Here is a 17103-nt window from a genome sequence, read left to right as displayed (position 1 = left end):
TCAGCGGCCGGTCTTGATGGTGGTCCAGGCGCGGACGCGCTCGCGGGTGACTTCCGGGTCGAAGGTGACCGGGTCGACCAGCTTGGCCAGCACCTCGGCCGGCGGGTAGATCGCCGGGTCGCCGGTGATTTCCGGGTCGACCAGCGCCGTGGCCGCCGTGTTCGGGCTGGCGTAAGCGACGTAGTTGGTGATGCCGGCCGAAACCTCGGGCTTTAGCAGGTAGTCGATCAGCGCGTGGGCATTGGCCGCGTGCGGCGCGTCCTTCGGGATCGCCATCAGGTCGACCCAGCGCACCGCGCCCTCCTTCGGGATGATGTACGCGATCTCGATGCCGTTCTCGGCTTCCTCGGCGCGGTCGCCGGCCAGGAAGATGTCGCCGGAATAGCCCATGGCCAGGCACAGGTCGCCGTTGGCCAGGTCGTCGATGTACTTGGAGGAATTGAAGTAGCGGATGTGCTCGCGCACGCCGGCATAGGTGTCGGTGACCACCTGGGTTTCGTCGCCGGTGAGAGCGTTGGCGTCGCGGCCGCGGTAGATCAGCGCGGCGGCGAAGGCCTCCTGCTCGTCGTCGAGCACGCTGATGCCGCATTCGGCCAGCCTGGCGGCGTTGGCCGGGTCGAACAGCAGCGCCCAGGAGTCCAGCGGTGCATCTTCGCCCAGGATCTCCTTTACCTTGGTGACATTGATGCCCAGGCCCGTGGTGCCCCACATGTAGGGCACGGTGTGGGTATTGCCCGGGTCCACGTCGACGAGGCCGGCGAGGATGGCCGGGTCGAGGTTGCCGTAGTTCGAGAGCTTCGACTTGTCGATCGGCGCATAGATGCCGGCCTGCACGTGCCGCTGCGCGAACGGGCGCGCCGACGGGAACACCAGGTCATAGCCCGAGGCGCCGGCCAGAAGCTTGGTCTCGAGCATCTCGTTGCTGTCGTAGTTGTCGTAGACCACGCGGATGCCGGTGTCGCGCTCGAAGTTGGCCAGCGTGTCGTCGGCGATGTAGTCGGACCAGTTGTAGACGTACACGACTTCCTGGCCGGTCGGCGCCGGCTTGGCGGCGGGGGTTTCCGCGGGGTCGGCGGAATCCGTGCCGCGGCCGCAGGCGGCGAGCAGCAGGGCCGAGGCGATCAGGCTCAGGCGCAGGGACGGGGACATGGCGGGCTCCAGGCGGAGGAAACGGAGGCTCATGTTCGACGCCGTGCCCGGGGGTGTCAACGCGGGCCCCGTGCCCGGGCGCTGCTCAACCCGCCGACGGCCAGTCGCTGGCCAGCAATCCCATCAGCACGCTGTCCTGCAACTCGCCGCCGACTTGCCAGCGCTGGCGCAGGTAGCCTTCGCGCCGGAAGCCCAGTGCCTCGAGCGTGCGTAGCGAGGGCAGGTTGCGCGGGTCCACGTCGGCCTCGATGCGTCGCATGGCCATCGCACCGAAGGCGTGGCCCATCAGCACCGTGAGCGCTTCGCGGGCGTAGCGCCGGCCCCAGTGGTCCCGGGCCAGGGCGAAACCCAGCTCGGCGCGGCCCTGGGCGTGGTCGATGTCGTACAGCGTCGTGGTGCCGATGATGCGGTCGTCGCCCCGGAGCGCGATGCCCCATTGGAACAGGTTGCCCTGCTGGAAGCCCTGGTGGATGGCCTCGAGGTAGATCGTGGCCTCGTCCGGGCTGCTCCAGGGCGGTTGGCTCCAGTAGCGGGTGACGTCCGGGTCGGAGAAGACGCCGTAGAGGTCCTCGAGGTCACCCGGCTCGATCCAGCGCAGTTGGAGCCGGGGCGCGACCAGCGTCGGCAGGCGGTCCGCGTCGACGGCCGCGGCAGGCGGCATCGGGGCGGTCCTCGCACGTCGGGAGATCGGCATCGGGTTCAGTGCCATGGGCGGGGGGCGTTGGAGCAACGGGGCGCTAGGGGGTACAACGCAATTCGCGCGCGCCGCAGGACGCAAGACTGGCGCGTGGGCGGGGACCATGCAACCCTGCGTTGCGGGCCGCGGGGATGTGAAGGCCGGTCACGGGCCCTATGTTGCGGTCAGGGCGCATCGACGCCGCCACCGGAGACCCCCATGACACTGCTTCGCCCCGTCCTTCGCAAGCTGCGCGGCATGCCCGCTTCCGACGGCGCCGGCGTCAAGCTGCGCCGCGTGATCGGCACGCCGCAGCTGCCCGACCTCGATCCCTTCCTGATGCTCGATGAGTTCGGCACCGACCGGCCCGAGGACTACCTCGCCGGCTTCCCCTCGCATCCGCACCGCGGCTTCGAGACGGTGACCTACATGCTCGACGGCCGCATGCGCCACAAGGACAACCGCGGCAACGAGGGCGTGCTGGTGCCGGGCGCGGTGCAGTGGATGACCGCCGGCCGCGGCATCGTCCATTCCGAGATGCCCGAGCAGGAGGAGGGCCGCATGCGCGGCTTCCAGCTGTGGGTGAACCTGCCGGCCGCGGAGAAAATGACCGCGCCGCGTTACCAGGAATACGGCCCGGATCGTTTCCCGGAAGTGGACGTGGCGCCCGGCGTGCGCGCGAAGCTGATCGCGGGCCGCCTCGGCGACCGCGAGGGCGCGATCCGCCAGCCCGCCACCGATCCGAACTATTTCGACCTCGGGCTCGACGAGGGCGCGGTATTCACGCATGCCTTGCCCGCCGGCCATTCCGCCTTCGCCTATGTCTATGAAGGCGCGGTCGCGGTGGGCGAGGGCGCCGATGCGGTATCGGTGTCGGCCGGCGAGCTCGCGGTGCTGGGCCCCGGCGACGCAGTGCGGCTTACCGGCCGCGCCGCCGGCACCCGCCTGATCCTGGTCGCGGGCCGTCCGCTGCGCGAGCCGGTCGCTCGCTATGGTCCGTTCGTGATGAACACGCAGGCCGAGCTGCGCCAGGCCTTCGAGGATTTCCAGGCCGGACGCTTCTGAGTCCGCGCGCCGCGACCCACTTACCCAGGAGCACGCGATGTCCGCCCGCCACACCCGCGCCAAGATCGGCAACACCTATCCGTCCTACGCCACCCAGCTGGTGGTCGGGCACCACCACCTGGTGGCCGACGAACCGGTGGACCTCGGCGGCGGCGACACCGGCCCGGCGCCCGACGAACTCGTGCTGGCCGCGCTCGGCGCCTGCACCGCGATCACGCTGCGCATGTTCGCGCAGCGCAAGCAGTGGCCGCTGGAAAGCGTCGAGGTGAAGCTCGACTTCGCGTCGCGCGACAAGGCCAGGACGGTCATCGAGCGCACCGTGCACCTGGTGGGCCCGCTGGATGACGCGCAGCGCGAACGGCTGCTGCAGGTCGCCAACGCCTGCCCGGTGCACCGCCTCCTTACCGGCGAGGTCGAAGTGCCGACCACGCTCGGCTGAGGACCTTCAGCGCTCGGGCAGCGGAATCGACTCGGTTTCGCCCGGCACCTGGCCGAGGCGGCCGTCACGCCAGTCCTGCTTGGCCTGCTCGATGCGGTCGCGCGAGCTGGAAACGAAGTTCCACCAGACGTGGCGGTGGCCGTCGAGCGGCGCACCGCCCAGCAGCATGACCCGCGCCGCGGTGTCGCCGGCGCGCAGCAGCGGCTCGGTGCCCGCGTCGAGCACGGCGAGGTGTTCGAGCGGCAGCGGTTCGCCGTCGAGCGTGGGTTCGCCGGACACCGGGTAGAGCGCGCGCTCGGCGTGTTCCGCCGGGATCGCCAGCGCACAGCCGGGTTCAAGGTCGATCGAGACGTAGAGCGTGTCCATCAGCACCGCCACCGGCGCGCGCGCGCCGAAGGCGTGGCCGGCGACGATGGTGAGGGTGGCGCCGGGCAGTTCGACCACCGGCAGCGTGGCCTTGGGGTGGTGAGCGAACGACGGCGCGTCTTCCTCGTGCGCCTGCGGCAGCGCCACCCAGGTCTGCAGGCCGTGCATGCGCTGGGGCTGGCCGCGCAGCCGGTCGGGCGTGCGTTCGGAGTGGACGATGCCGCGGCCGGCGGTCATCCAGTTGACGTCGCCCGGATTGATCTCCTGCACCGAGCCGACGCTGTCGCGATGCATGATCGCGCCTTCCCACAGGTACGTGACCGTGGCCAGGCCGATGTGCGGGTGCGGGCGGACGTCGAGGCCCTGGTCCGGTCCCAGTTCCGCCGGGCCGATGTGGTCGAAGAACACGAAGGGACCGACGGTGCGGGCCTTGGCGTGTGGCAGCAGGCGCTTGACGGTGAAGCCACCGCCGAGGTCGTGCACGCGCGGGGGGATCGAGAGGGTCATGGCGGGCTCCGGCGCACGGGTGGCGCCAGCATGCCGCGATCGCGGGGCGGCCACCACCGCAGATGCGGAACGGGATGTTGCAGCGAGGGGGAACGGGCCCGCGATGCGGACCTGCGGCTGGGAGGGGGATTGCCCGCGCTGTCTCAGTACCTCGACACGACGGTGTCGGCGCCACCCTCCGCGCGCAGCCTTACTGTCGTGAACCGGTCGTACTCGGTCTCGGGCATCGCGCGCTCCGGCCTGCCGTCGAGCGCGGCGACGATGCCGGGCACGGTGTTGCTGTGGCCCACGACCAGCACCACGCTGCCGGCGGGCAGGGCACGCAGGTCGCGGGCGAGGTCGGCGGCGTAGGTCGTTGCGTTGTTGCCATCGATCGGCCGAACCGTGACGTCCACGCCGGCCGCTTCGGCGGCCGGCGCGGCCGTCTGCCGCGTGCGCTTGAACTGCGTGGCGTGGACGGCATCGAGCCGGCTGCCGGCCAGCGCCGCCGCCAGCGCGCGGGCGCGGGCCTGGCCAGCGGCGTCGAGGTCCGGGTCGCGCGGGTCGTTGGTGGCCTTCTCGGCGTGGCGCACCACGACCACCAGCACGTCGGCGTCGGCGAGGGCGGGCAGGCAGGCCATGATCGCGAGCGCGAACGCCAGCAGCGCCCGGCTCACATCGAGTCCAGTGCGCCCAGGGCGCCGACGAACAGCACCAGGCCGATGAAGTACACGAAGGGGGATATCAGCAGGCTGCAGACCAGCTGTGCGACGCCGTGCCCGGTCTCGCCCTTGGCCAGCACCACGATCGACAGCACCAGCGCCACCAGGTTGCCGACCCAGCCCAGGATGCCCAGGCCCGGGAACGGAATCAGGAACAGCAGCCAGGTGATGCCCAGCGTGATCCAGCCGGCCATCACCGGTGCGTTGTTGCGGATGCGGTCGTCCATCGTCGGGCCCCGGATGATGAAGCCCCATTCTGGCCCCGGGACGGGGCCGCGCCAAGCGGTCGTCAGCCCTTGGCCAGCACCGCCAGCAATCCCTTGGCCGTGCGCAGGCGCGAGGTGGCGTCCGGCATCTCCAGGCGGATCCGGAGTTTCTCCGGCCCTTCCATCGAATAGACGCGCGGCTGCGACTGGATCATGCGGATCACCGACATCGGGTCGATGGTCGGCTGCGGCAGGAACGAGAGGCGGCCGCCGGTGGGGCCGAGTTCGAGCTTGCGGATGCCGAGCGGGGTCGCGGCGAGCTTGAGTTCAGCCACCGCGAACAACTGCTTGGCCGGGTCCGGCAGCACGCCGAAGCGGTCCACCATCTCCACCTGCAGTTCCTTGAGCTGGTCTTCGTCGCGGGCGCCGGCGATGCGCTTGTAGAGCGTCAGGCGCGCGTGCACGTCGGGCAGGTAGTCCTCGGGGATCAGGGCCGGGATGTGCAGCTCCACGTCGGCGCCGTGGCGGGTAGCCGGGTCGAAGTCGGGGATCTTGCCGGACTTGATCGACTTCACCGCGCGCTCGAGCAGTTCGGTGTAGAGCGAGAAGCCGATCTCGGCCATCTGGCCGCTCTGGTCCTCGCCCAGCAGCTCGCCGGCGCCGCGGATCTCGAGGTCGTGCGTGGCCAGGGTGAAGCCGGCGCCCAGTTCCTCGAGCGACGCCAGCGCCTCGAGCCGCTTCTCGGCGTCGCCGGTCATCGCCTTCTTGTCCGGCACCACCAGGTAAGCGTAGGCGCGGTGGTGCGAGCGGCCGACGCGGCCGCGCAGCTGGTGCAGCTGGGCCAGGCCGAAGCGGTCGGCGCGGTGGATGATGATGGTGTTGGCGCTCGGGATGTCGATGCCCGACTCGATGATGGTGGTGCACACCAGGACGTTGAAGCGCTGGCGGTGGAAGTCGAGCATGGCCTGCTCGAGCTCGCGCTCGGGCATCTGGCCGTGGGCGACGCGGATGCGGGCGCCGGGCACCAGCTCGGCCAGGTCGCGCGCCATCTTCTCGATGGTGTCGACCTCGTTGTGCAGGAAATAGACCTGGCCGCCGCGCGCCAGCTCGCGCTGGAAGGCCTCGCGCAACAGCGCCGGATCCCAGGCCGTCACCACCGTCTGCACCGCGAGGCGGTGCGCGGGCGGGGTGGCGATGATCGAGAGTTCGCGCAGGCCGCTCATGGCCATGTTGAGCGTGCGCGGGATCGGCGTGGCCGTCAGCGTGAGCAGGTGCACCTCGGCGCGCAGGGCCTTGAGCGCCTCCTTTTGGCGCACGCCGAAGCGCTGCTCTTCGTCCACGATCACCAGGCCGAGGTCATGGAACTTGACGTCGGCCTGCAGCAGGCGGTGGGTGCCGACGATCACGTCGATCTTGCCCTCCGCCAGCTGCGCCAGCGCCGCCTTCACTTCCTTGGCCGACTTGAAGCGGCTGAGCACCTCGACCTTCAGCGGCCAGTCGGCGTAGCGGTCGCGGAAATTACGGTAGTGCTGCTCGGCCAGCAGCGTGGTGGGCACCAGCACCGCGACCTGCTTGCCGGCGGTGGCGGCGACGAAGGCGGCGCGCACCGCGACCTCGGTCTTGCCGAAGCCGACGTCGCCGCAGACCACCCTGTCCATAGGTTGGGGATGACCCAAGTCGGAGATCACGGCTTCGATAGCCGCTAATTGGTCGGGTGTTTCTTCGAACGGGAAGGTCGCGGCGAAGGGCTCGTACATCGCGCGGTCGACGCCGAGCGCGAGGCCCTGCCGCGCGTGCCGGCGCGCCTGGATCTCCAGCAGTTCGGCGGCGACGTCGCGGACCTTCTCGGCCGCCTTGCGCTTGGCTTTCTCCCACTGCTCGCCGCCCAGCGAATGCAGCGGCGCCAGTTCGGGCGAGGCGCCGGAGTAGCGGCTGACCAGCTGCAGCTGCGCCACCGGCACGTAGAGCTTGTCGCCCTTGGCGTACTCGATCTGCAGGAACTCGCCGGTGACGCCGCCGCTGTCGAGCGTCACCAGGCCCTGGTAGCGGCCGACGCCGTGGTCCTCGTGCACGATCGGCGAGCCCATCGTGATCTGGCTCAGGTCGCGCAGCACCGTATCCGGGTCGCGGGTGGCGCGCTTGCGGCGGCGGCTCTGCTCGGCACGCTCGGGGAAGAGTTGGCGCTCGGTCAGCACCGCCAGCGGCGGCTCGACCAAAGCGAAGCCATCTTCCAGCCCGGCCACGGTGACGGCGAACTTCTCGTCGCCGGCAAGGAACGCATCCCAACCCGACACCACCGCCGGCTTCAGGTCGGCGGAGGCCAGCATTTCAATCAGCGCCTCGCGCCGCCCGGCGGAATCCGCGGCCAGCAGGGTGCGGCCCGGATATGCGCGCAGGAAGCCGTGCAGCGCGCTGCCGGGGTCGCCGCCCTTCTGGCTCCAGGCCAGCGAGGGCGCCGGCTGCTCCGCCATCGCGACGGCCTTGTCGCGCTGAGGGTGGGCCTCGCCGCAGACCTCGATGCGCGCGACCTGGTTCAGGCGCGTGCGCAGTTCTTCCGGCGGCAGGAACAGGTCGGCCGGCGCCAATATCGGGCGCTCCAGGTCGTGGCGGCGCTGTTCCCAGCGGTCGCTGGTCTGCGCCCAGAACGCCACCGCCGCCTCGGGCGCGCCGTCGCCGAGCACGACCAGCGTGTCCTTGCCCAGATGGTCGAACAGGCTGGCGGTTTGGTCGAAGAACAGCGGCAGGTAATACTCGATGCCGGCCGGTGCGCCGCCTTCCTTCAGGTCCTGGTACAGCGGGCAGCGGCGCGGGTCGAAGTCGAAGCGTTCGCGCAGCGCCTCGCGCACGCGCTTGGTGCTGGCCTCGTCGAGCGGGAACTCGCGCGCCGGCAGCAGGCGCACGCTGTCCACGGCATGGTCGGAGCGCTGGGTATCCGGGTCGAAGGTGCGCAGCGAGTCGATCTCGTCGTCGAACAGCTCGATGCGGTAGGGCAGGTCGGCGCCCATCGGGTAGAGGTCGAGCAGGGCGCCGCGCACCGCGAAGTCGCCCGGGTCCAGCACCTGCGGGACGTTGCGGTAGCCCGCGGCTTCCAGCCGGCGTTTCTCGGCGTCGAAGTCGAGCTTCTGGCCTTTGCGCAGGTCCAGCGTATTGCCGGCGATCCAGCTCGGCGGCGGCAGCCGCTGCATCAGCGAGGCCACCGGCACCACCAGCACGCCCTTGCGCGCCGTTGGCAGCCGGTAAAGCGCGGCCACGCGCTGGGACACGATGTCCGGGTGCGGGCTGAAGAGGTCGTAGGGCAGGGTTTCCCAGTCGGCGAAGTGCAGCACCGGCAGGTCGCCGGCCAGCACCTTCAGGTCGTGCTCGAGCGACTGGGCGGCGTGGCTGTCGCGGGTGACGGCCAGCACCAGGCCGTCGTGCGCACGCGCGGCCTCGGCCAGGCCCAGGGCCATGGCGCTGGCGCTCGCCGGCGCGCGCCAGAGCGCGCGCTGCTGGCCCGCCTTGGGACGCGGCGCGGAAGGAAGGAGGGGACGGGTCATGGGGCCGCGGAGTTTACCGCAGCCGGCGGTCGCGGGCGGGTCAACGCCGGCGCTTGGCCGGAGTGTCCAGCGCCAGCGACACCCGCACCAGGCCCGGGTCGTCGGGACTGGCGTGGCGCTCGAAGCCCAGCGACTGCGCCAGCGCGATCATCGCGGTGTTCTCGTCCAGCACGTCACCCCATATCCGGCGGATGCCGTGCGCGCGCGCCCACTCGAACAGGCGAAGCATGAGGAGTTGGCCCAGGCCCTGGCCGGACACGAAGTGCGAGACCAGGATCGCGAACTCGGCGCTGTCGCCGCCCGGGTCGCGGGTCAGCCGCGCGACCGCGCCGACCAGGGCCTCGCCCGGCGGCAGCGGCTCGGCCGCGCAGATGGCGAAGCCCTCGCCCGGCGCCGGAGCGACGAGTTGGCGCAGGTAGTCCTCGCTGAGGGCCTTCACCGGATGCAGGTAGCGGCTTCGTACTTCTTCTTCGCCCAACAGTTCGAAGGCGCCGGCGATCGGGGCGGCGTCGGCGGGCTGCACCGGGCGTACCCAGAGCTCGCGGCCATCGGCCAGGCGCAGCACTTCGGTGCGCTCAGGGCGCATCGAGGGCCGGGGCTTGCGGCGGCGGGTCGGGGTCATGGCGCAAAGGGTCTCAGGGGCGGGCTGGGGGCTTGCTCTAAACACCCCGTTCCTGGTTCATGCTACGGCGGGTTGTTGACGGGCAAGCGGCCAGCGTACGCTGCGTCGGTATGCCCCCCTACCGCGACCCGGCAGACAAGCGTTCCCCCTGGCCGGCCCCTTGGGCGGGCGGGATCCTTGCCCTTGGCCTGCTTGCCGGACTGGTCCAGGCAGCGCCTGCGCCCCCGGTCGGGTCGATGCCCGCGGCGCCGACCGCGTCCGCCGACCGCAGCGACACCCTCGAGCGCCATCCGCTGGAAATCCGCGCGCTGGTCGAGCCCGAGGCCGTGCTGGGCGAGCTTGGGCCCGCGCTCATCAGCGCGCGGCTGGCCAGCGACCCCCGCGAGGTGGCGAGGCTCGAGCTGGCGCGCGCCAACGCCTGCCGCGTCGTCGCCGACTGGGATTGCCAGCGCGAAGCCGGCATCGAGGCCCGCCGCGCCGCCCAGGAAGCCGGGCTGCCGCACCTGGCCATCCGCGGCCTGATCGCCGAGAGCCGCGCCCGCATCGCCATGCAGGACTACACCCGCGGCGAACGGCTGCTGGCCGAGGCCGAACTGCTGCTCAAGCAGGACCCGCAGCCGGAGCTGCTGGCCGACGTGCTGCTGGCCTATTCCTCGCTGAGCTACACCATCGGCAAGCACGCGCTGGCCGCCGACTACGCGCGCCGCGGCCTGCAGGTGCTGGGCGAGGGCGAGGGGCTGGCCATGCAGGCGCGCCTGCTGCGCAACCTGGCGCGGGCCCAGGCCCAGCTGGGCGAAGTGCAGCCGGCGCGCGAATCCCTGGTCGCCGCCACCCGCGTTTCGCAGCAGCTCGAAGACCCCAAGCTCGAGGCCGAGCTCTACCTCGAGGGCGCGCGCGTCGCCCGCATCGGCGGCGACATCGAGACGCAGCGGCGCAATGGCACCCGCGTGCTGGCGATGGCCGAACAGCTGCGCAACTCCCAGCTGCGCGGCCTGGGCCATGAAGTGTTGGGCCTGGCCGCGGCCGACGCCGGCGACGGCGCCGCCGCCACCCGCGAACTGCTGGCGGCGCAGCGCTCGTTCCGGCTGCTGGAGCTGCAGTCCGACGAGCTGCGCGTGCTGCGCGAGCTGGTGCGGGTGCTGCTGCGCTACGATCCCGGGAGTCCGGAATTGGCGCCCCTGTTCCAGCGCTTCCTGGCACTCGACAATGCCATCGCCCAGTCCGAACGCGCGCAGGCCGCGGACGACTTCGATGCCCGCCTGAAGTACGCCGAGCGCGAGAACGAGATCCTTCGCCTCGAGGGCGAGAGTGCCCTGGCGCGCGAGCGCAGCGAGGCGCTGGCGCAGGCAAACCGCCTGGGCAACCTGCTGATGGTGCTGGGCTTGGTCGCGCTGGTGGCGCTGGCGGCGCTGTTCTGGGTGCAGCGGCAGGGCCACCGCAGGCTGGCCGACGCCATGGCGCGGCTGCGCGATCGCGAGCAGGAGTACCGGACCCTGGCAGACAACGCCAGCGACCTGGTGCTGAGGATCGGCGCCGACGGCGAACGGCGCTACGTGTCGCCGTCGGTGCGCGACATCCTTGGCGTCGAGCCGGACGACCTGCGCTCGCCGCGCCCCGACCTGCTGCATCCCGAGGATCGCGAAGCCCTGGCGAGCCTGCTGTCCCGGGTGCTGCGCGACGGCGGCACCGAGACCTTGCGTTACCGCGCCCGCCATGCCGCGGGCCACTGCGTCTGGCTCGAGGCCGTGGTCCGCCGGGTGCGTGGTGCCGATGGCGGCCAGGAACTGGTGTACGCCGGCCGCGACATCAGCACCCGCGTGCGCGCCGAGCAGGCGCTCGAGGCCGCGCAGTCGCGGCTGCGCGCGGTCACCGACAACATCCCGGCGATGATCGCCCACGTCGACCTGCAGGAGCGCTACACCTTCGCCAACGCCGTCGGCGAGCGGCTGTTCGGCCACGTCGAGGGCGGGCTGGTGGGCAAGACCGTGCGCGAGATCCGCGGCGAGGTCATCTACAGCGAGATCAAGCCGCAGATCGCCCGGGTGCTGGCCGGCGAGCGGGTGACCTATTCCGGCGAAACCGAGGTCCGCGGCCGCCACTACCACTACCAGACTACTTACGTGCCCGACGTCCGGCCGGACGGCGTGCAGCAGGGCTTCTTCTCGTTCACCTATGACATCACCCAGCTCAAGCAGGCCGAGCAGGCACTGGAGACCCTGGCCCGAAAGGACGCCCTGACCGGGCTGGCCAACCGCCGCTACTTCGACGAGCGGCTGGGAGCGGCGCTGGCCCGCAGCGCCCGCCAGCACGCTCCGCTGGCGCTGCTGACAATGGACATCGACCACTTCAAGGGCATCAACGATGGCCTAGGCCATGCGGCCGGCGACGAAGTGCTGCGCGAGTTCGGGCGCCGGCTGGCCGCCTGCGTGCGCGCCGGCGACCTGGTGGCGCGCGTGGGTGGCGATGAGTTCGCGGTGCTGGTCGAAGGCGTGGGTTCGCTCGATAGCGCCACCGGCTTCGCGGACAAGCTGCTGAACCGGATGCGGACCCCGATCACGGTAGAGGGGCAGGCGCGGCTGGTCGGCACCAGCATTGGCATTGCCTATAGCCGCGGCGAGGCGGATGCGAAGGCGCTGATGCTGGCGGCAGACCAGGCCCTCTACGCCGCCAAGGCCGCCGGCCGCGGCAACTGGAAGCTGCGCGAGCTCGATTGAGGGCGCGCCGGGCGCCGGCTTCGGCGAGGATTCATGCGTGGGCGGGTCTAATGGCAGGCCTTGTCCGCACGAAGGCGACCCGCCCCATGATCCGAATCCTGCTGCCGCTGGCGCTGCTGGCCCTTGCCGGCCCCGCCGCCGCCGCCGAATGGACCCCGAAGGCCGAACTCGGCCTGGTCAACACCACCGGCAACTCCGACACCACCAGCGCCAACGGCAAGTTCGCGCTCAAGGGTGAAGACGAACTCTGGACCCACGAGTACTTCCTGGCCGCATTGCGCGCCGAGGCCGACGACGAGGCCACGGCCAATCGCTTCGAGCTGGGCGCCAAGACCGCGCGCCGGCTGGGCGAGCGCCAGTACCTGGGCAGCGCGGCGCGCCACGAGCGCGACGATTTCTCGGCCTACGAGCACCAGTCCACCCTGGCCGTGAACTACGGCGCCTGGCTGCTCAAGGAAGAAGGCCACACCTTCCAGCTCGAGGGCGGCCCCGGCCTGCGCCACGCGCGGCTGGCCGACGGCGGCGGCTCGGAAACCGACGCGCTGCTGCGCGGCTACGCCGACTACCAGCACCAGATCACCGAATCGACGCAGTTCTACAACACGCTGCTGGTCGAGGCCACGCCCGACAACACCTTCGCCCAGAACGACATCGGCATCGCGGTCAGCATCAACAAGACGCTGGCGCTGAAGGCGGGCTTCCAGGCCCGCCACAACACCGAGGCGCCGGACGGCGTCGAGCGCACCGACACGCTGACCTCGGTCAACATCGTCTGGTCGCCGCGCGCCAAGGCGAACTAAGGCCACGGCGCCGGGCACGCTACACGATCTACAGTGGCGCCGACGCTGGAAGCCTTTGACGCGGGTTCGCGCGAACCACTAGCCTCGGCGCTCGACTTCCCACCGAACGCCCGCGCCATGCCCGCGAACGCCACGCCGATCCCCTCCGTCTCCGAACGCCTTCCGGCGATCTTTGCCTATCCGGCGCACAAGGCCATGCTGTGGATGATCGCGGCGCTGTGTGTGCTGCGTTTGCTCAACCACCTGCCCAGCCTGCTTGGCTGGGTGTTCGAACTGGCGTTCTGGGTGATGGGCTTCAAGCTGGCGGTCGAGGCGCTGGTGAACACCGTGCACGGCCGCTTCGAGCCGATGGGCGCCGAGGACATGATGGCCACCGACGGCGAGGCCGTGAACCAGATCCTGCTGATGCTGGTCGTGTTCCTGCCGATCCAGGCCATCGCGCTCTGGGGCAGCCCGGTGCTGGCGCTGTGGCTGTTGGCGTTCGCGGTGCTGTTCCTGCCGGCGGCGGTGATGCTGCTGGCGGTGGACGACAGCCTGCCGCGGGCGCTCAACCCGCTGGCCTGGTTCCCGCTGATCGGGCGGCTGGGCGGCGTGTACTTCGGCGCGGTCGGGCTGCTGGCGGCGATGGTGGTCGCATCGATCGTGCTGCAGGTGCTCCTGCTGATGGCGCTGCCGGGCACGATGGCGCAGCTGCCGGGAAGCTTCGTCAGCCTGTACCTGCTGGTCGCGGGCTACCACCTGCTGGGCTACGTGATCCACGCCAACCACGCGGCGCTGGGCCTGGACGTGGCGCCTGCGGTGCCGCGCGCCCGCTTCGCCAACCCGATGGAAGACGATGCCGTCGCCGAAGCCGAGGCGCTGGCGGAAGCGGGCGACCTGGCCGGCGCCGCGCGGCGGCTGCAGGAGATGTTCCGCGGCCGCGGCGCCTCCGATGCCCTGCATGACCGCTACCGGCAGTACCTGAAGCAAGCGGGTGACAACGCGGGCCTGCTCGACCACGGGCGCGAGTACATCAGCCGGCTGCTGGCCACGAACCAGGACAAGCGCGCCCTCGCCGTACTCACCGAGCAGCGCGCGCTGGATGCGTCCTACCGCCACGCCTTGCCGGACGACGTCGCGCGCCTGTTCGCGCAAGCGGCCCGCACCGGCCAGGCGCAGTTGGCCGTGGCGCTGGCCGAGGGCTTCGAAACCCGATTCCCTGACCACCCGCAGGCCCCCCAGGTGGTGATGACCGCCAGCGAGCTGATGGCGGACCGGCTGGGCCGGGAAGCCGAGGCCGAGCAGCGCCTGCGCCTGATGAGCTACAAGGTCCGCGGCCATGCCCTCGAGACCCCGCTGACGGACCTGCTGGCACGGGTCGGCCGCCTGAGCGCTATCTCCCGGGGACCGTCCTGAGCGCCAGGGGCGCTTCAAGACATTGATTGGAAAGGGGGTGTAAATATTTTGCGGCCCCCTGACTTCCGGCCCATGGCGGCATTGCGTTGGTGTTGTAGATTACCAGCACACCAACTCACAGGCCGCCGCCATGAAGACCCTGAACGACTTCTACCGCCTCTTCCCGAACGCCCCGGTGCTGGCCGACCAGCCCGCCGCCGCCGCCGTGGCACCGGCGCTTGAAGCCGCTGCCGCCCCGTCCCCGGTTCGCATCGCCAGCCGTTACCGCCAGCGCGATTTCGGCACCGGTTACGGCCGCAGCAGTGGTTACGGCCGCGACAGCTCCTACACCGCCGCCCGCACCGACGGCCTGATCCGCGTCTGCTGAGTCTCCCCGGAGGGGGTGCCGCCACGGAGGGCGGCATCCCCTTTTTATTTGGCGCCGCGCCAAGGCTGGCGCCGGAGTTCCACCGCCTACTTCACCGGCACCAGCCGCAGGTGGTGGAAGTCGAAGCTGAAGTCGGTGAGCGACGACACCGCTTCCATGCGCAGTTCGCGCACCGTGGCATCGGGCGTGAGGTCGAAGCTGGCGAACGCATCGGCGTTCAGCGCGCGATCCTTCCAGCGCACGATGAAGGTGTCGTGCTGCCAGTGCTCCAGCTCGCCGACCAGCTGCGCCGTGTGCGCGAAGCGCATCACCAGCCGCTTTCCCTCCAGCGCGATGACCACGTCGCCGTACCACGGATCACGGTAGGTCGCCGCGTAGCGAGACAGCGGCAGCGAGGGTTGGCTGCTGCGGTCGCGGGCGCGCTGGTGGCCCTCCCACTTCTCGTCGGCGGCATCGCGCGACTTCGCCACGGCCTCGGCATAGGCCGCGACCCAGTCGGTGTCTGGCGCCTGCAGGTAATGGTCCAGCACTTCCATGGTCACGGCGTTGAAGGCCGCGCCGACTTCCTGGTTGGTCAGCACGACCACGCCCAGGTCGAGGCCCGGCACCAGGGTCAGGCGCGAGACCATGCCGGGCCAGCCACCGGTGTGCGAAACCAGCTTATGCCCGCGGTATTCGGTGATCGACCAGCCCTCGCCGTAGCCGGCGAACTGCGGCAGCGCGGGCGCCAGCGCCGGCACCGCGGGCTGCGAGGGCACGCGGATTGGCGTCACCACTTCCCACATCGCGCGATGGCGGTCGGCGCTGAACAGGCGGCGCTCGGTACCGTCGGCGCCGCTGCCGATCACGCCGCCGTCGAGCTGCACGCGCATCCACTTCGCCAGGTCGTTGACGCTGGAGTAGATGCCGCCCGCGGCCTGGTTGTTGCTCCAGGTCATCGGCGGCACCGGGCGCAGGTCGGTGAAGTCGAACTTGGCGTGGCCGGTGGCGACGTCGGCACCCGCCGGCAGGTGGTCGGCGTTGACCACGGTGTCGCCCATGCCCAGCGGCTGGAAGATGCGCTGGTGCAGGAACTCGCCGTAGGACAGTCCCGACGCGTCCTCGATCACCAGCTGCGCCACCGCGTACAGCACGTTGTCGTAGGCGTAATTGGCCCGGAAGCTGGTTTCCAGCGGCACGTGCCGCAGGCGGCGGACGATCTCGCGGGTGTCGTGGGTGGTGGTGGGCCAGAACAGCAGGTCGCCGGCACCCAGCGCCAGGCCGCTGCGGTGGGTGAGCAGGTCGCGCAGGCGCATCTCGCGGGTGACGTACGGGTCCGACATCTGGAACCAGGGCAGGTGGTCGACCACCCGGTCGTCCAGCGACAGCTTGCCCTCGTCGGCCAGGATCGACAGCGCCGCCGAGGTGTAGGCCTTGGTCAGCGAAGCGATGGCGAAGCGCGTATCGGCCGTCACCGGGGCCGGCTTGCCGGCCTCGCGCTGGCCGAAGCCTTCGGCCAGCACCACCTCGCCGTCCTTGATGATCGCCACGGCGATGCCGGGCACCTCGAAGGTCCGGCGCGTCGCGTCCGCGATGGTGGCGACATCCGGCGCCGCGGCGGCAGCGGTCGCCGTGTCGGCGAAGGCCGCGGGCGGCAGTGCGAGCAGCAGCGGCAGGCATAAGCGAAAAGCGGGCAGGGACACGGCGGGCTCCGGTGGGGTCGTCGCCCGATTATGCCCTTGCCCGCCGCAGCCGCTGTGCCCGCCGCAGGATGCGCGGGCGGCGCCCTTGCATCCCGCCGTCGATCAGTCCAGCGGCGGCAGGTCGAACACCAGCACCTCGGCATCCTTGCCGTGGCGGATCCGGACTTCGGGCTCGTCGCGCAGCTTCAGCGCATCGCCGGCGCGCAGCGCGTGGCCGTTGACCTCGAGCTCGCCGCGCACCAGGTGCACGTAGCCGAGGCGACCCGGCGCCAGCGCCAGCCTTGCGGACTCCGCGCCGTCGAAAAGGCCGGCGTGCATCCGCGCATCCTGCTGGATGGACACCGAACCCTCGGCGCCATCACCGCTCACGACCAGCCGCAGCCGGCCGCGCTTGTCTTCGGCGCTGAAGCTGCGCTGTGCGTAGGACGGCGCCACGCCCGTCACCCGCGGGATGATCCAGATCTGCAGGAAGTGGGTGGTGCCGCTGGCGTCGTAGTTGTACTCGGAGTGGGTGATGCCGGTGCCGGCGCTCAGGCGCTGCACTTCGCCCGGCACGATGCTGGCGGCGTTGCCCATCGAATCCTTGTGGCCCAGCGCGCCTTCGAGCACGTAGCTGATGATCTCCATGTCGCGGTGGCCGTGGGTGCCGAAGCCCTGGCCGGCGGTGACGCGGTCCTCGTTGATCACGCGCAGCGGGCCCCAGTGCACGTGCTCCGGGTCGCGGTAGTCGGCGAAGGAAAAGCTGTGCCAGGAGTCGAGCCAGCCGTGGTTGGCGTGGCCGCGCTCGGCGGCGGGGCGCAGGGCGATCATCGCGCACCGCCTTCGGCGTTCTGCACCAGCAGGCCGAACAGGACGAAGAACAGGCCGAGGCCGACACG

15 protein-coding genes are annotated in these 17103 nt (G+C 71.0%); 6 read left to right on the top strand and 9 right to left on the bottom strand.

What is annotated here, in order from left to right; genetic code table 11:
* Both Q0C12_RS08895 and Q0C12_RS08890 read right to left on the bottom strand, forming a co-directional pair.
* Entirely contained in the window at positions 1–1149 is a 1149-nt protein-coding gene (locus Q0C12_RS08895) for a polyamine ABC transporter substrate-binding protein (RefSeq protein ID WP_290889141.1), read from the bottom strand.
* Between the two features lie 85 nt (positions 1150–1234).
* Positions 1235–1810 carry a GNAT family N-acetyltransferase gene (locus Q0C12_RS08890; protein WP_290889139.1) on the bottom strand — a complete coding sequence of 192 codons (576 nt, stop codon included), beginning with the start codon at positions 1808–1810 and terminating at the stop codon, positions 1235–1237.
* A 234-nt stretch (positions 1811–2044) separates the two neighbouring features.
* Here Q0C12_RS08890 and Q0C12_RS08885 point away from each other — a divergent pair, with 234 nt between their 5' ends.
* Together Q0C12_RS08885 and Q0C12_RS08880 are read left to right on the top strand one after the other, a co-directional pair.
* On the top strand, positions 2045–2890 hold the full coding sequence (locus tag Q0C12_RS08885) for a pirin family protein (RefSeq protein ID WP_290889136.1): 846 nt from the start codon (positions 2045–2047) through the stop codon (positions 2888–2890).
* A gap of 37 nt (positions 2891–2927) precedes the next feature.
* On the top strand, positions 2928–3329 hold the full coding sequence (locus Q0C12_RS08880; RefSeq protein WP_290889133.1) for an OsmC family protein: 402 nt from the start codon (positions 2928–2930) through the stop codon (positions 3327–3329).
* 6 nt (positions 3330–3335) lie between these two features.
* Here the strand turns inward: Q0C12_RS08880 and Q0C12_RS08875 are convergent, their stop codons facing one another.
* The 5 genes from Q0C12_RS08875 to Q0C12_RS08855 all read right to left on the bottom strand — a co-directional run bounded on the left by Q0C12_RS08875 (position 3336) and on the right by Q0C12_RS08855 (position 9267).
* Positions 3336–4202, bottom strand: a complete 867-nt coding sequence (locus tag Q0C12_RS08875) for a pirin family protein (RefSeq protein WP_290889130.1) — start codon at positions 4200–4202, stop codon at positions 3336–3338.
* A 143-nt stretch (positions 4203–4345) separates the two neighbouring features.
* Complete coding sequence (locus tag Q0C12_RS08870) at positions 4346–4858, bottom strand: histidine phosphatase family protein (protein WP_290889128.1); 513 nt, start codon at positions 4856–4858, stop codon at positions 4346–4348.
* Positions 4855–5130, bottom strand: a complete 276-nt coding sequence (locus Q0C12_RS08865; protein ID WP_290889127.1) for a hypothetical protein — start codon at positions 5128–5130, stop codon at positions 4855–4857. The genes Q0C12_RS08870 and Q0C12_RS08865 overlap by 4 nt, the downstream gene beginning before the upstream one ends.
* Before the next feature lie 62 nt (positions 5131–5192).
* Positions 5193–8645 (bottom strand): transcription-repair coupling factor, encoded by a 3453-nt coding sequence (mfd, locus tag Q0C12_RS08860; protein ID WP_290889124.1) that lies wholly within the window; start codon positions 8643–8645, stop codon positions 5193–5195.
* A gap of 40 nt (positions 8646–8685) precedes the next feature.
* On the bottom strand, positions 8686–9267 hold the full coding sequence (locus Q0C12_RS08855; protein ID WP_290889121.1) for a GNAT family N-acetyltransferase: 582 nt from the start codon (positions 9265–9267) through the stop codon (positions 8686–8688).
* Between the two features lie 236 nt (positions 9268–9503).
* Here Q0C12_RS08855 and Q0C12_RS08850 point away from each other — a divergent pair, with 236 nt between their 5' ends.
* The 4 genes from Q0C12_RS08850 (at position 9504) to Q0C12_RS08835 (ending at position 14543) form a co-directional block, all read left to right on the top strand.
* On the top strand, positions 9504–11981 hold the full coding sequence (locus Q0C12_RS08850; protein ID WP_290889118.1) for a GGDEF domain-containing protein: 2478 nt from the start codon (positions 9504–9506) through the stop codon (positions 11979–11981).
* 86 nt (positions 11982–12067) lie between these two features.
* Positions 12068–12781 (top strand): DUF481 domain-containing protein, encoded by a 714-nt coding sequence (locus tag Q0C12_RS08845; protein ID WP_290889114.1) that lies wholly within the window; start codon positions 12068–12070, stop codon positions 12779–12781.
* 117 nt (positions 12782–12898) lie between these two features.
* Positions 12899–14176, top strand: a complete 1278-nt coding sequence (locus Q0C12_RS08840; protein ID WP_290889111.1) for a hypothetical protein — start codon at positions 12899–12901, stop codon at positions 14174–14176.
* A gap of 130 nt (positions 14177–14306) precedes the next feature.
* A complete protein-coding gene (locus Q0C12_RS08835) occupies positions 14307–14543 on the top strand; it encodes a hypothetical protein (protein ID WP_290889108.1) in 237 nt (78 codons plus the stop codon).
* A gap of 86 nt (positions 14544–14629) precedes the next feature.
* On the opposite strand, the gene Q0C12_RS08830 is transcribed toward Q0C12_RS08835, so the two are convergent.
* Entirely contained in the window at positions 14630–16225 is a 1596-nt protein-coding gene (locus Q0C12_RS08830) for a serine hydrolase (protein WP_290889105.1), read from the bottom strand.
* A 102-nt stretch (positions 16226–16327) separates the two neighbouring features.
* The gene (locus tag Q0C12_RS08825; protein ID WP_290889102.1) at positions 16328–17035 is read right to left on the bottom strand and encodes a pirin family protein; all 708 of its coding nucleotides are present in this window, start codon (positions 17033–17035) and stop codon (positions 16328–16330) included.
* Between the last annotated feature and the right edge of the window lie 68 nt (positions 17036–17103).

Source organism: Arenimonas sp., from assembly GCF_022842045.1.
Lineage (GTDB): Bacteria > Pseudomonadota > Gammaproteobacteria > Xanthomonadales > Xanthomonadaceae > Arenimonas.
This window is presented reverse-complemented; position numbering and strand designations above follow the sequence as displayed.